Source organism: Bradyrhizobium sp. 23 (assembly GCF_023073295.1).
GTDB classification, from domain to species: domain Bacteria; phylum Pseudomonadota; class Alphaproteobacteria; order Rhizobiales; family Xanthobacteraceae; genus Bradyrhizobium; species Bradyrhizobium canariense_D.
In genome coordinates, this window is the sequence record NZ_JADPJF010000103.1 from 109938 (window position 1) to 123919 (window position 13982).

The 13982-nt window shown below is 64.4% G+C and carries 14 protein-coding genes; 6 read left to right on the forward strand and 8 right to left on the reverse strand.

The window, feature by feature from the left end; translation table 11 throughout:
• Positions 1 to 164: 164 nt before the first annotated feature.
• Together IVB32_RS25620 and IVB32_RS25625 are read left to right on the forward strand one after the other, a co-directional pair.
• Positions 165 to 1274 (forward strand): cyclic nucleotide-gated ion channel, encoded by a 1110-nt coding sequence (locus IVB32_RS25620; RefSeq protein WP_026233815.1) that lies wholly within the window; start codon positions 165 to 167, stop codon positions 1272 to 1274.
• Between the two features lie 31 nt (positions 1275 to 1305).
• Positions 1306 to 2091: an enoyl-CoA hydratase/isomerase family protein gene (locus IVB32_RS25625; protein ID WP_018459451.1), complete on the forward strand. Its 786-nt coding sequence runs from the start codon at positions 1306 to 1308 to the stop codon at positions 2089 to 2091.
• On the opposite strand, the gene IVB32_RS25630 is transcribed toward IVB32_RS25625, so the two are convergent.
• A complete protein-coding gene (locus tag IVB32_RS25630) occupies positions 2092 to 2526 on the reverse strand; it encodes a DUF6157 family protein (protein WP_247369338.1) in 435 nt (144 codons plus the stop codon).
• 17 nt (positions 2527 to 2543) lie between these two features.
• Positions 2544 to 3188 carry a glutathione S-transferase family protein gene (locus tag IVB32_RS25635; RefSeq protein ID WP_026233814.1) on the reverse strand — a complete coding sequence of 215 codons (645 nt, stop codon included), beginning with the start codon at positions 3186 to 3188 and terminating at the stop codon, positions 2544 to 2546.
• A gap of 81 nt (positions 3189 to 3269) precedes the next feature.
• On the opposite strand from IVB32_RS25635, the gene IVB32_RS25640 reads away from it, so the two are divergent.
• Both IVB32_RS25640 and IVB32_RS25645 read left to right on the forward strand, forming a co-directional pair.
• Complete coding sequence (locus tag IVB32_RS25640) at positions 3270 to 4289, forward strand: YafY family protein (RefSeq protein WP_085361649.1); 1020 nt, start codon at positions 3270 to 3272, stop codon at positions 4287 to 4289.
• 99 nt (positions 4290 to 4388) lie between these two features.
• Positions 4389 to 4622 carry a hypothetical protein gene (locus IVB32_RS25645; RefSeq protein WP_018459448.1) on the forward strand — a complete coding sequence of 78 codons (234 nt, stop codon included), beginning with the start codon at positions 4389 to 4391 and terminating at the stop codon, positions 4620 to 4622.
• 68 nt (positions 4623 to 4690) lie between these two features.
• Here the strand turns inward: IVB32_RS25645 and IVB32_RS25650 are convergent, their stop codons facing one another.
• The 3 genes from IVB32_RS25650 to IVB32_RS25660 all read right to left on the reverse strand — a co-directional run bounded on the left by IVB32_RS25650 (position 4691) and on the right by IVB32_RS25660 (position 7628).
• Complete coding sequence (locus IVB32_RS25650) at positions 4691 to 5638, reverse strand: fatty acid desaturase (RefSeq protein WP_018459447.1); 948 nt, start codon at positions 5636 to 5638, stop codon at positions 4691 to 4693.
• A gap of 15 nt (positions 5639 to 5653) precedes the next feature.
• Positions 5654 to 6670, reverse strand: coding sequence for an alpha/beta fold hydrolase (locus IVB32_RS25655; protein WP_018459446.1), 1017 nt, complete (start codon positions 6668 to 6670; stop codon positions 5654 to 5656).
• A gap of 154 nt (positions 6671 to 6824) precedes the next feature.
• Positions 6825 to 7628, reverse strand: a complete 804-nt coding sequence (locus IVB32_RS25660) for an MBL fold metallo-hydrolase (protein ID WP_247369334.1) — start codon at positions 7626 to 7628, stop codon at positions 6825 to 6827.
• A gap of 190 nt (positions 7629 to 7818) precedes the next feature.
• Here IVB32_RS25660 and IVB32_RS25665 point away from each other — a divergent pair, with 190 nt between their 5' ends.
• Positions 7819 to 9021, forward strand: a complete 1203-nt coding sequence (locus IVB32_RS25665; protein ID WP_026233813.1) for an MFS transporter — start codon at positions 7819 to 7821, stop codon at positions 9019 to 9021.
• A 10-nt stretch (positions 9022 to 9031) separates the two neighbouring features.
• On the opposite strand, the gene IVB32_RS25670 is transcribed toward IVB32_RS25665, so the two are convergent.
• On the reverse strand, positions 9032 to 10645 hold the full coding sequence (locus IVB32_RS25670; RefSeq protein ID WP_018459443.1) for an acyl-CoA synthetase: 1614 nt from the start codon (positions 10643 to 10645) through the stop codon (positions 9032 to 9034).
• Between the two features lie 213 nt (positions 10646 to 10858).
• Here IVB32_RS25670 and IVB32_RS25675 point away from each other — a divergent pair, with 213 nt between their 5' ends.
• Positions 10859 to 12061 (forward strand): ABC transporter substrate-binding protein, encoded by a 1203-nt coding sequence (locus IVB32_RS25675; protein WP_026233812.1) that lies wholly within the window; start codon positions 10859 to 10861, stop codon positions 12059 to 12061.
• Positions 12062 to 12110: 49 nt separating this feature from the next.
• Here IVB32_RS25675 and IVB32_RS25680 read toward each other — a convergent pair whose 3' ends face one another.
• Positions 12111 to 12599, reverse strand: a complete 489-nt coding sequence (locus IVB32_RS25680) for a DUF2059 domain-containing protein (protein ID WP_026233811.1) — start codon at positions 12597 to 12599, stop codon at positions 12111 to 12113.
• Between the two features lie 46 nt (positions 12600 to 12645).
• On the reverse strand, positions 12646 to 13863 hold the full coding sequence (locus IVB32_RS25685) for an OpgC domain-containing protein (protein WP_026233810.1): 1218 nt from the start codon (positions 13861 to 13863) through the stop codon (positions 12646 to 12648).
• Positions 13864 to 13982: the final 119 nt, after the last annotated feature.

Genomic DNA, 13982 nt, shown 5'->3' on the forward strand with positions numbered 1-13982 from the left:
TGCTGCTGTTCTTCAGCAGCCGTCGCGGCTACGACGAACCGCCGCATTTCAAGTAGCGGCGCGTGGTCCGGCGGACCGTCGTTGACGGCCTCGAGCCGGGCAGGCACTTTGGCAGCGAGGTTCCAGCCGGGGACCGCAAAGACGAAACTGAGCCGCCTGCTCGCATGTCCAAGCCGCTGATCTCCGCTCTGGCCCAGTTCGCGGCCGCCACGGCCGGCCGCAACATGACCAGGGCGGCCTATGTGGCCGTCGCCGTCGGCGTGCTTGCCATGGTGCTCCTGACGGTCAACCCGGCCTATGAGACGGCACATCGCTGGGTCGACGCCCTGCTTTGGACCTGTCTCGTGTACTTCGTATACGAATGGGTGGTCCGGCTGCGCCATATGACGCGACAGGGGCGCCTTGCACTCTACATGTCCTCCTCCGCCGGGCTGGTCGACGCGGTCGGTGCGTTGGCCGTGCCGGCCGCGCTGATTCTCGGGATCGAGCCCAGGACGGCGTGGCTGCTCAGCGTGCTCTGGGTGCTGAAGGTGGTGCCGGGCATTCCCGGCCTGCGGCAGCTCCGCCGCGTGCTGGTGCTGGAATCGGGGCCGCTGGTCAGCGTGCTCGTGATCTTCCTGATGGTGGTCTTCCTGGCCTCGGTTGCCGAATATTTCCTGGAGCGGGACGTGCAGCCGCAGACGTTCGGCAGCGTGCCGGCCGCGCTGTGGTGGGCCGTCGCAACCCTGACGACGACGGGCTATGGCGACGTGGTGCCGGTGACGCCGCTGGGCCGCATGGTGGCGGCGCTGGTGATGATCTCCGGCCTCGGTGTGTTCGGCCTCTGGACCGGTATTTTGGCGACCGGCTTTGCCGCGGAGACCCGGCGCGACAATTTCCTCAAGACCTGGGAATCCGTCAGCAAGGTGCCGTTCTTTGCAGCGCTTGGACCGGCCGCCATCGCCGACGTCACCCACATGCTGCGCACCATGGAGCTGCCGGCGCGCACCATGATCATCCGCAAGGGTGCGCAGGGCGACTGCATGTATTTCATCGCCGCCGGCGAGGTCGAGGTCGACCTGCCCGGCAAGAAGGTGCGGCTCGGCGATGGCGCCTTCTTCGGCGAGATGGCCTTGCTCGGCAACAATTTGCGCGGCGCCAACGTCTCGACCACCAAGGTGTCGCGGCTTCTTGTGCTCGACCTCGTCGACTTCCGCGTGCTGATGGCGCGGCATCCCGATCTCGCCGAGACCATCGATGCCGAGGCGAAGCGGCGCACGCTCGAAAACAAATAAATGGCGACAAGCAAAATAAATGGAGACAAGAATGTCGGACACAGCCGACGCAGCCACTGGCCCGGTGCTCGAACTCGTTGGCGCACGCGCCACCATCCGCCTCAACCGGCCCAAACATCTCAACCGGCTCCAGGCCGAGGATCTCGGCGAACTGGTCAAACTGTTCGACCGGGTCGAGGCCGATCCTGCTATCCGCGTGCTGGTGCTGACCGGCACGGGGCGCGCCTTCTCCGCCGGCTATGACCTCAATTCCGTTGCCGAGCGCGCGGTCAGTGCGAACGAGCAGCAGAGCGCGGGATCGGCGTTCGAGGTGGTCGTCAACCGGCTGGAGGATCTCGGCGTCCCCACGATCTGCCGGCTCAACGGCGGCGTCTATGGCGGCGCGACCGACCTCGCGCTTGCCTGCGACTTCCGCATCGGCGTCGATACCGCCGAGATGTTCATGCCCGCGGCACGGCTCGGGCTGCATTACTACAGCAGCGGCATCAAGCGTTACGTGACGCGGCTCGGCGTCGACAATGCAAAAAAACTGTTCCTGACCGCGCAAAAGATCAGCGCGCCGGAGATGCTGCGGATCGGCTATCTCACCGACATGGTGGCGTTGGAGTTTCTGGACGAGGAGGTCGACAGGCTCGCTGCGATCCTCGCCGGCAACGCGCCGCAGGCGATGCGCGGCATGAAGCGCGCCATCAACGAATTCGCCCGCGGCGAATTGGACGCGCAAGCCGCCGATCAGCGTCACCGCGACAGCATGCGCGGCGACGAGATCAAGGAAGGCATCAAGGCGTTCGCGGAGAAGCGACCGCCGAAATTCTGATCAAGCCCGCTTCGACCGCATCGCGCGCACCTGCGTGAGCCTGGGATCGCGGGCAAGCGCCTTGTAGTGTTTGCTCTCGATGGGATAGATCGCGATCCGGCCCTTGCTATCGGCATGAACGCCCCAGCCGAAGCGCTTGCCCAGGCTCGACGCCCTCATGCACGCCTGCCCTCGGGAGAAGAACGCTTCGCGGGCCGCCTGCTTCTCCGTTTTCGTCGCCTTCACGGCGAGTTCGCGTCCCGACGCAGAGGTCGCGAAGATCACGTCGTCGGACGTGTATTTGTAAGGCGCCTTGGCGATCATCCCGTATTGCAGGCACGCCACCGTCGGCTTTCCCGCGCGCAGCGGCGGCTCTTCGCCGGTACGCGCAGGACAATCTTCAGCAACCTGGATGAAGGTGTTGAAGCAGTTGGTCGTGTGCATCGGCTTCGTCATCTGCAACCCCGGTTCATTCAACCGCCAGCCGCCGCAGCATGCTGCGCCGCCATCTCAGCGTCCGCTGCGTTGATGCGCTGGAACGCGGGCCGCGAGGTCATGCGTTCGGCATAGCGGACGAACACGTCCTTTTTCGGCACAATGCCGAACATCATGGTCCAGCTGAACGCGACGCCCCACAGCACGTCGGCGCCCGTCATGCGCTCGCCGAGCAGATACGGGCCCTTCGACAGCTGCGCCTCGAGCGCGCCGAGCATGATGTCATAGTCGGCATACGGCGATTGCGTGATCGGTGCCGGCTCGCGCTGCATGAACTTGTCGATCAGGGCCGGCTCGAACGAGGCGCCGTAATAGGCGATCCAGCGCAGATACGGGCCGCGCAGCGGATCGTTCAGCGCGGGTGTCAGCCCCGCCTGCGGAAACAAATCGGCTAGATAGATGGTGATCGCGACCTGCTCGGTCACCAGCGCGTTGCGGTGGTGGATCGCCGGCACCTTGCCGAGCGGGTTGATGGCGAGATAGGCCGGCTGGCGCTGCTCGCCGGCCTTCATGTTGAGGACACGAAGATCATAAGGCGCTCCCAGTTCCTCCAGCAGCACCCGCGTGCCGGTGGCCCGGGTTTGCGGCGAATAATACAGCGTGATGCGGTTCGGATCAGTCATGGCGGTCTCCATCTGCCGGCTGGCGATGGCGTTGTAGCGGACCATACCTGACATCCTGTGTCAGGTATGGTTTAAGGAATCATGCGCGCGAGCCGGATGCTGTCGATCCTCACCACCCTCCAGGCCAAGGGGCAGGTCACCGCGCCCGAGCTCGCGCAGGCCTGCGAAGTCTCGGTGCGCACGATCTACCGCGACATCGACGCGCTCGCGGCGTCCGGCGTCCCCGTCTATGCCGACCGCGGGGCGGAGGGCGGCTATCGCCTGCTCGACGGCTATCGCGTGCGGCTGAACGGTCTGTCGCAGAGCGAGGCGGAAGCGCTGTTTCTGGGGGGATTGCCGGGCCCAGCGGCGGCGTTCGGGCTGGATGCGGCGATGATCGCCGCACAGAACAAGCTGATGGCCGCGCTGCCCGCCAATTTGCGCGAAGACGCCGGACGGATGCAGGAGCGCTTTCACCTCGACGCGCCGGGCTGGTTCGGCGAGGCGGAAGAACCGAAGCATCTGCGCACGATCGCCGCCGCGACCCTGCGCGGGACACTGATCAAGATCCGCTACCAGAGCTGGCGCGCCGAGAAGCAGCGTCGCGTCGCGCCGCTCGGTCTCGTGCTGAAAGGGGGCAGCTGGTATCTCGCAGGTCTGGTCGACGGCAGCGTGCGGACCTATCGCGTCGCGCGCGTGCTCGACTGCACCGCGCTCGACGATCGGTGTGAGCGGCCCGCCGGTTTCGATCTCGCCGGCTATTGGCGGGATGCAACGCTGCGTCTTGAGGCCGAGATGCATCCCAATGTCGCGATCGTTCGGCTGTCGCCCTTCGGCGTGAAACTGCTCGATGCCCTGAGCCAGCCTTACGTCAGGGCGCGTACGCAGCTCGAAGAGACCGCGGATGCGGACGGCTGGCGCATTGCCAGAGTGCCGACCGGCAAGACGTCATGGCATGCCGCCGCCGAATTGTTGCGGCTCGGGCCCGAGGCCGAAGTGCTGGAGCCGGCCGACCTGCGCGAGAAGATGGCCGAGCTGACAGAGGCGATGGCTGTGCGCTATCGCGCGGCGCGGAAAACAGGACGGCGGCGCGACGCGCCGCGACCGACGAAACACTCCTGAAACACGATTCTCCCCGCGCTGCATGAACGCATTCGCGTTTCGGCTCGACCGAGATGCAGGGACACAACAACGGCCCTTACGCCAAACTGGAGAATGAAAATGTTTCGTAAGCTTGCACTTGGTCTGATCGCCGCCGGCTCGCTCGGCGTTGCCGCTCTCGCCCCCACCGCCGCGTCGGCCCACGGCTTCCACCATCACTGGGGTCACGGCTGGGGCTTTGGCGGGGTCTACGTCAACAGCGGCGTCAACAATTGCTATCAGGAGCGCGTCGTCCAGACCCGCCACGGCCTGCGCGTCCGCGTCGTGAACGTCTGCGCATACGGGATCTACTGATATCCCGCATTCACGACAAAGCCCCGATCGCACCGCGATCGGGGCTTTGCGCGTCGATTTTTCTTCCGCTAGCCGGCCTGTCTATGTCGCCGAAACCAGGCCCAGGTCTCGCGCGTCGTCCGGATGTAGCCGCGGCCACGATGGACGATTTCGCCGTCGACGATCCCGTTCAGCTTCGGCAGTGCGTGGAACGGGATCGAGGGATAGGCGTGATGCTCGACATGGTAGGGCATGTTCCACGCGATCCATTTGACGATCGCGCCGGTGTAGGTGGTGCGGGTGTTCTGGAATGCGCTGCGGGTACGCTCGCAGCCGGTGTGCTCGGCGTAGAGATAGGGACGCAGGAAGAACTGCCCAATGATCAACGGCACGATCCAGACCCAGAGCAGCAGCGCCGACGAGAACCACAACGACAGCACGAGCAGCAGCGCATAGAGCGCGACATAGGCGCGCGCCTCGGTGACGATGATGGCGCGCCTGTTCTCGGGGATCCATGGCACGACGACCTTGCCGGTGACGGCATGGCCGAGCATCAGCCACAGGCGGCCGGCGACCTGAAGCACGCCGCTATAGGCGAGCGCGAGCTGCGTGTCGGATTTCGGCTTCACGCCGACGACGAGCTCCGGGTCCCTCTCGGGGTCTTGGGTGTAGCGGTGATGGTCCCAGTGAAACAGGCAATAATATTCGTAGGGCAAGCCGATGATGAAGCCCGAGAGATAGCCGACCACGAGGTTGAGACCGCGACTTTTGAACGCGGTCTTGTGCGCGGTCTCGTGCACGGCCATGAACAGGAAGGCGACGAGATAGCCCTGCACCGCCATCAGCGGCAACGCCCAAAGGATACCCCAGGTCGTCGAGACCCGCCAGATCAGCGCGCCGACCAGTACGACCATGCCGTAATGGCCGAGGCTCTGCACGGCGCCCCTGAGGTTGGACCGCACCGACAGTTCACGCAGCATCGCCGGCGCCAACGGCTTCAGCCGATGGCCGGAGTCTGAAACGGTTGCGTCGCTCATGATCGGATGCCTGCCCTACTTGCCGAGAAGCTCCGCGATCTCGGCCTTGATGAAGGCCCGATCGCGCGGATTGTTGATGGGGTTGCCGGCGCGATGGCCGTGCAGCGACGGGATCGGATGCAGCACCGCAGAGCGCGCATTGACCAGCCGGCCGAGTTCGTCCTCGTTGTCGCGGACGTCGAAATAGCGGTCGGTCGCACCGGGCATCAGCAGCATGTGGGCCGTGATCGCACCGAGCGCGCGATCGAAATCGCCGTTGAATGTGGCGCAGCGACTGATATCTCCGTTCTGCCAGATCCCGATCTGAGCCAGGAGATCGTTGGCATCGCGCCGGGCAAACGCCGCGTCCCATGTGCGGACGAGATAGTCGTCCAACGAGGTGAAGCCTGCTTCGCGCCAGATCTCGTCGCGATAGAAACCGTGCGACATCGCCCAACCCGCGTAGACTCGCCCCATGGCGCGATAGCCTGCGACGGGCTTCTCGGCGAAGCGGCCGTCACGGAAGGCGGGATCGGCGGTCAGCGCGGCCTTCACACTTTCCAGGAAGACGTAATTATAGGGCGCACAACGGGCACTGCCGCAGACGACGGCCGCCCGTTCGACCATATCGGGATGCAGCGCCGCCCAGTGATAGGCCTGCATGCCGCCCATCGACCAGCCATAGACCAAGGCTAGCTTCGAGATGCCGAACCGCTCGGTGAGCAGCCGATGCTGGACCGCGATGGCATCGTGATAGCTCACGATCGGGAACGGCGCGGCGGTATTCGACGGCGAGGACGACAGGCCGTTGCCGAACAGGTTCGGAATCACGATGAAGTAGCGCGTGGGGTCGAGCACGCCGTCGGGGCCGATCAGCCACTCGGTGTCGGTGTGCTGCGCGCTGAACGAGGTCGGATAGAGAATGACATTGTCCTTGTCCGGACCGAGCGTGCCGTAGGTCTTGTAGGCGAGCTTGAGCGAAGGGACGACGGCCCCGGACCGGAGCGTGACGTCGCCGGCCTCGAAGATCTCGTAGTCGCGCCCTGCCGTCATGGACCGAACTCCCGCTCACGCGGCGAGCGCGCCGCGGAAACAGCGATGCATCGATCATGCCGGTCCCGCAGACGCATCGTCGCGTAACGCTTAATAACTGTACTTATAGTCCATTTATTGTGGATCAGCAAGATAAATCCCGTCGCGAGCCGGCTCAGGCGATGGCGGCCAGGTAGCGCGCGACAGAGGCCGCGAAGGCGGCCTTGGCGCCTGCGGCGATGTTGCGGTCCGACCAGGCGCCGTAGATGCGATCGAAGGCCAGCGGCTCGACGGCAGCCGCAATCCGTCGCACTGCGGCGGCATTGAGTGGCATGTAGTTCGGATATGAGTACATGAAGCTGACGAAGCGGCGATCCATCGTGACCTGCGCGATATCGCCGGTGAGCAGCGCGCCCCTGCCGTCCGCACCCCTCGCATGGTGCAGCATGGTGGCGCCGGCGAAGTGACCACCGGTGCGCAGGAGCAGCACATCGTCGGAGATGCGATGGTTTTCGCCGGTCCAGTGCACGATCGACGCATGCGGACGCGTCACCCATTGGCGATCATCGGCGTGCAAATAGACCGGCACCCCGCCGAACGCCTCGCTCCAGTCGGCGAGCGCGCCATAGTAATGCGGATGCGAGATCGCGATCGCCTTCAACCCGCCGAGCGACCGCATATGCGCGATCGCCTCCGGCGTCGCCAGCGGTACGCAGTCCCACATCAGCCAGCCGTCCGCGAGCGGCACCAGCAGCGCCCGCTGGCCGATCGCAAAACTTGGCTCGAGCGCGATGCCGGTCAAGCCGAGATCGTCGCGCCAGGCCAGGCAGTGACGTTCCGAGAGCGCCTCGCGCGTGAGGAAAGTCTGGCCCTTCCAACCGACGTATTGCCGCTCGTCCTCGCAAATCTGACAGGCCGCGGGCGGATTTTCGCCATCCGGGAATTGCGCGCCGCAGGTTTCGCAGGTCCAGAGAGGCATGCCGTACTCCCAACAGAGACAATCCAACGTCAATAAGGAATTGCTGGCCGTAACTGCAAGGCCCGCCTCCGGGCAAGGGCTGGAACCAACCCGATCAGCACTCGTTAATGCCTCGTCCGCGCCAGAACGATTGGCTGAAAGGATTATGTCCCACCCGCCGTATTCCGGCTGAGACGACGTTTTGGTATCGATGACATCGCGGTCCCCCTCCTCGTCTCGTATCTGGCCCCTGTTCGCTCTCAACTTCTTCATGGCCGACATGCAGTCGGGCATCGGCCCTTTCGTCGGCGTCTTCCTCCAGGAGCGCGGCTGGGCGAGCGGGTTGATCGGTACCGCGATGACGATCGGCAATGTCGCGGGCATGCTGATCACCACGCCGATCGGCGGCTTCATCGACGCCAGCCGCAACAAGCGCATGTGGGTCGTGATTCCCGGCATCTGCGTGGTGCTCGCCTCCGCGATCATCCTGATCTCGCAAAATTTCTGGGCGGTGACGTTCTCGCAGATCGCACAATCGCTGGCGAGCGCCGCGATCGTGCCCGCGGTCACCGGCATCACGCTCGGCATCGCCAAGCAGAAGGGCTTCAACGCGCTCAACGGCCGCAACCAGGCCTTCAACCACGCCGGCAACATGGTCGGCGCCGCGCTGTCGGGCTATCTCGGTTACAAGTTCGGCTATGTCTCGGTGTTCGTGCTGGCGGCGGTGTTCGGCGCCATCGCGATCGCCTGTGTGATGATGATTCCGGCCAAGGCGATCGATGATCGCGCCGCGCGCGGCAGCAAGGAGGACGATCCCGACAGCGCGCCGGACGCGTTCACGATGCTGCTCAAGCACCGCGCGCTGCTGGTGCTGGCACTGGCGCTCGCGCTGTTTCATCTCGGCAATGCCGCCATCGTTCCGCTCTATGGCCTGGCGGCGGTCGCCGAGGGCCAGGCCAACGGCCCGAGCTTCGTCGCGACCATCGTGGTGATCGCACAAGGCGTCATGGTCATCACGTCGCTGATCGCAATGAAGGCGGCGAGCAAGCGCAACTACTGGCCCATCATTCTTGTCTCCTTCATGTTCCTGCCCATCCGCGGCGTGCTCGCCTTCTTCGTCACGGGATGGTGGGGCGTCGTACCGATGCAGGTGCTCGACGGCCTGGGCACCGGACTCCAGACGGTTGCCGTCCCCGGCATGGTCGCGCGCTCGCTCAACGGCACCGGCCGCATCAATCTCGGCCAGGGTGCCGTGATCACCGTGCAGGGTGTCGGCGCGAGCCTCAGCCCCGCGCTTGGCGGCTGGATCGCGCAATGGATCGGCTACGGCCCGACATTCCTGCTGCTCGGCGGTTTCGGCCTCGCGTCCATGGCGCTGTGGTTCGCGTTCGGCGCCCACGTGAAGAAGTATTGAGGCGCGAGCTTCACGTGCCAAAATTCTTCTGGATCGCCTTGTCGAGCGTCTCGCCGCCGACGAAGCGCTGGCGTAGCTCGCGCTTGAGCAGCTTGCCGCTCGGGTTCTTGGGCAGGGCATCGACGAAGATGACGCGCTTGGGCACCTTGAAATGCGCCATCTGGCCGGCGCAATGCTTGATGACGGACTCCTCGTCGAGCTTCTCCCCGCTCTTGACCACGACGATCGCAGTCACTGCCTCGATCCAGCGCGGATCGGGCAGGCCTACCACAGCAACCTCCGACACGGCAGGGATGCGGTAGACCATCTCCTCGACCTCGCGGCTCGCGACGTTCTCGCCACCGGTCTTGATCATGTCCTTGACGCGATCGACCACGGTGATGTGGCCCTCGTCATCGACGGTGGCGAGATCGCCGGAGTGAAACCAGCCGCCGGAGAACGCCGCCGCCGTCTTGACCGGATCGTTGTAATAGCCGGAGAGCAGATGCGGCGAGCGGTGCACGATCTCGCCGACTTCGCCGACCTTCACATCCTCCATCGAAGTGTTGACCACGCGGGTCTCGACATTGAGCACGGGCTTGCCCGCCGAGCCGGCCTTGCGCAGTTGGTCCGCAGGACCCAGCACGGTCGCGAGCGGCGCGATCTCGGTCTGGCCGTAGAAATTCCAGAACTTCACGCTGGGCAGGCGGCGCTGGAGCTCGAGCAGCACCTCCACCGGCATGATCGAGGCGCCGTAATAGCCCTTCTGCAAGGTCGACAAATCCGTCTTGTCGAAATTGGGCGAGCGCAGCATCGCGATCCAGATCGTCGGCGGCGCAAAGAACGATGTGATCCTGTGCGCCTGGATCAATGTCAGAATATTGTCGGCCGCAGGCTTGCCCGTGATCACACCGGAGGCGCCGAGATAGATTTGCGGCCCCAGGAACACGTCGAGCTGCGCGCAGTGATAGAGCGGAAGCGCGTGCAGGAATTTGTCGTCCACGCTCATGCCGCCGTCGATGATGCAGCTGACATACTGCCACATCACCGCGTCATGGGTCAGCATCGCGCCTTTGGGCAGCGACTCCGTGCCGCTGGTATAGACGATCTGCGCGAGATCGCGGCTGTCGACGGACGCATCGAGATACGAGCCGTCGGAGCTGAGGAGATCGTCGAAGGTGGTGAGGCTAGCGGGCGCGGTGGCGGGATCCTCACCCGGCAGCCAGATCATCTTCTCGACCGCGCAATCCCTGGCGCTGGCCGCGCGCGCGGGCTCGACGAAATCAGGGCCGGCCGCGAGCAGCTTTGCGCCGGAGCTCTTCAGGATGAAATTGATCTCGTCCGGATTGAGCATGAAGTTGATCGGCACCAGCACCGCACCGATCCGGGCCACCGCGAACCGGAGCGCCGCAAAGGCATGCGAATTGCGCGAGAGCACGGCGAGGCGGTCCCCCTTTTTCACGCCGAGGCCAACCAGGCCACGGCCGAGCCGATTGCAGATCGCGTCCATCTCGGCAAAAGTCCAGCTCACATTGCCGCAGCTCACCCCGAGCTTGCCCGGATCGCGACCCGCCGCACGGCGCAGGAGGTCGCCGATGGAATGCTCGCGGGCCTTCGAGATGGTCGCTGCGGTGTCGCCGGTCATTTCCGTTCCCCTGAATTTTCTCATTGCGTGAGTGCCGCCCTGAGCACAGGTCAGGCCATTGCATTCACGCGCGTCTTGTTCTTTGCAAAAGCGTAGTCGGGGCAACCGGCCGCGTCAAATCAGCCAGCGAGCGCGGCGCCGTTACGCAAGAGTTGACGCTTGAGGGAGGCAAATCTAGCCTCGTGCGCCAACGATAGAGTTTGGGGAAATGCCATGTGCCGGATTATGCGTGCCGCCCTAGCGGCCGGATTGACTGCGTTTGTGATCAGCCCGTCTCTCGCCCAGCAGGCGCCGCTCAAGATCGGCGTGCTCTCCGACTTCTCCTCGGTCTATTCCGACATCGGAGGCCAGGGGAATGTCGAGGCCACCAAAATGGCGATCGAGGATTTCGGCGGGCAGATGTTCGGCAAGCCGATCGACATGGTCAGCGCCGACGTGCTGAACAAGCCCGATGTCGCCTCCACCATCGCGCGAAAGTGGTGGGAGACCGAGGGCGTCGACATGATCATCGACCTGCCGACCTCGGCCACTGCGCTTGCAGTGATGGAGCTGTCGAAGCAGTATGAGAAGATCATGATCGTGACGGATGCGGCAAGCTCCGACATTACCGGAAAGTCCTGCTCGCCCTACACCGCGCACTGGACCTACGACACCTACGCCAACGCGCACACGGTCGGCAGCGCCATCGTCAAGAACGGCGGCGATAGCTGGTTCTTCCTCACGGCGGACTACGTGTTCGGTCATTCAGTCGAGCGCGACACCTCCGACGTGGTGAAGGCGGCCGGCGGAAAGGTGCTCGGCAGCGTCAAGCATCCGCTCAACACCGCGGACTTCTCCTCATTCCTGCTGCAGGCCCAGGCCTCGAAGTCCAAGATCATCGGGCTGGCGAACGGCGGTGGCGACACCATCAATGCGATCAAGCAGGCCGGTGAGTTCGGCATCGTCGCCGGCGGCCAGAACCTGGCTGCGATCGTGATGTTCATCTCCGACGTGCACAGCTTAGGGCTGAAGCTCGCGCAGGGACTGATCATCACCGAGGCCTATTACTGGGACCTCAACGAGAAGACCCGCGCTTTCGGCAAGCGTTTCATGGAGCGCGTCAAGCGCATGCCGACGATGAACCAGGCGGCGACCTACAGCGCGACGCTGCACTACCTGAAGGCGGTGCAGGCCGCTGGCACAAAGGACACCAAGACCGTGATGGCCAAGATGCGCGAGCTGCCGGTGAAGGATGCCTTCACCGACAACGGCAGCTTACGCGAAGACGGCCGCATGGTGCACAGCATGTATCTGTTCCAGGTGAAGAAGCCCGAGGAGTCCAAAGGCCCGTGGGACTATTACAAGCTGCTCGCCGAAGTCCCTGCCGACCAGGCCTTCCGGCCCCTGAAGGACGGCGGCTGCCCTCTTGTGAAGTGAGCCAACAGGACGGACAAGGCGTAGGTTCGCTAGCGCTGTCGGTACAGGCTCAGAGCTTGTGCCCCTTCTGTCGCAGCGCCTCGATGAGGCGCTGCTTCAACTCGTCGGCCGTCTTCTGACCGACGTCCTGACCGATCTGCGCGCTGGCCTGCGCCAGCGCATCCGACTTCTCCAGAAGCTTCTTCCCGGCTGGCTGGACATAGAAAGCCTCGATCTGGCGCAGCTCGTCAATGCTGAAGCTCTGCGCATAGAGAGCGGCGACCTGGTCGATCATTGAGGTGAGGGCCGGGGTGTAGATCTCGGAGCCGGGTGCCGTCACCGCGTCATAATCGCGCTCGATCTCCGGCCTGTCCTGCGCGACCCAGGGCCTCAGCTTGAGCAGGAGCTGCGGCAACAGCGCGCGATACTGATCCGCGATCTTCAAGGTGACCACGAGCTTGCGCGCCGCGCTCATCGCCTCCGGCGAGGGCGCTTGCGCCGATGCACCCGAGATCAGGAGCAGGAGTGTGCCGGCGATCGTCAACACAAGTCTGGACATAAACCCCTCCGTTGGATCTCTCCGCGAAAATGCAGGCCGGCGATACTCAACGACCCGCGGGCGCCACGGCAGACCTGTCCGCAGGCGCGCTTTCCAGGACGGTGTCGGCCTCCTCGATCTCCGTCACCTTCACGAACAGGTTCGGCACCCGTTCGGTCCGGTCGAGCAGCCAGGCGGCTGCGATCATGATGACGATGCCGACGACGGAGACCGCGAGCTGCTCCCAGACGCCCTTGGTGTATTGCGTCAGGATCCAGTGCGCCGAGAACGACAGGAAGACGCCAAGGCAGAAGATCGGCAGCGAATGCTGGCCGCAGAGGATCACAGGGCGCAGCCAGGCCCCGTGCAGGGTCCGCCATTTGCGCGAGATGAGGTGAGTCACCCAGATCGCCAGCGCCAGGAAATGCGTGAAGCGCAGCATGTCGAGGTCGGTCTTGTCGATCGGGTAGATCGCCTTGATCATCCATTTCGGGGTCAGGGCATCGAGCGCGGGGACGTGCCAGGTCATCACGATCAGCAGCGCGAAGGCGAGCCAGGCCGCGGCCAGCGCCATCGCCGCCCTGGACCACACCCATCTCGCGATCTTGTCGATCTGGCCGATGCCGCACCAGGCTGCGAACACGAACATCAGCTGCCAGCAGAACGGGTTGAAGTACCAGTGCGTGCCGGGCGGATAGGAGGCGACGTTCCAGTCGAACCAGCGCGCCAGCACGTAGAGCACCACGGATGCGGCGAGCGTCAGGTTCGGCCGGCGCACCAGGCACCACACGATGAAAGGCGAGGCGAAAACGAGCGTGATGTAGAGCGGCAGCACGTCGAGATTGACCGGCTTGTACTTCAGGAGGATCGCCTGCCCGATCAGCTCGTCCGGATGCGACAGGAAATTGAACACGTTGAACTCGTGCTCGTACATCGGATTGTCGAAGCGGCGCGCGGTGCGGGCGATCTGCGCCGTGAACAGCAGGAACAGCATGATGTGGGCGACGTACATCTCGACCGCGCGCCGCCACAGCCGCTTCAGCGCGGCGAGAAACCAGCCGCCAGCGACGATCGGCCCGTAGATCCAGCCGACCAGATAACCGGAGATGAAGACGAAGAATTCGGCGGCGTCGCTGAAGCCGTAATTGCGCAAGGTCAGCCAAGCCACGACGTCGTGCGGAATGTGGTCGAGGAAGATCATCCACAGACCGATGCCGCGGAAGAGATCGAGTCGCAAATCCCGCTCGACCGGCGCGAGCAGCGCTGACTGGTCCCGTGTGATCATGGCCCCGCCTCGTTCGGTGGGCGTCGCGCCGTCGCGGCGCCGCAAAATCGGATGCTAAAAAATTGAAATCAAAAGTCGCCTGGCCGTGTGGCCAGGGCCGACGGTAGCCGACCTTGCTG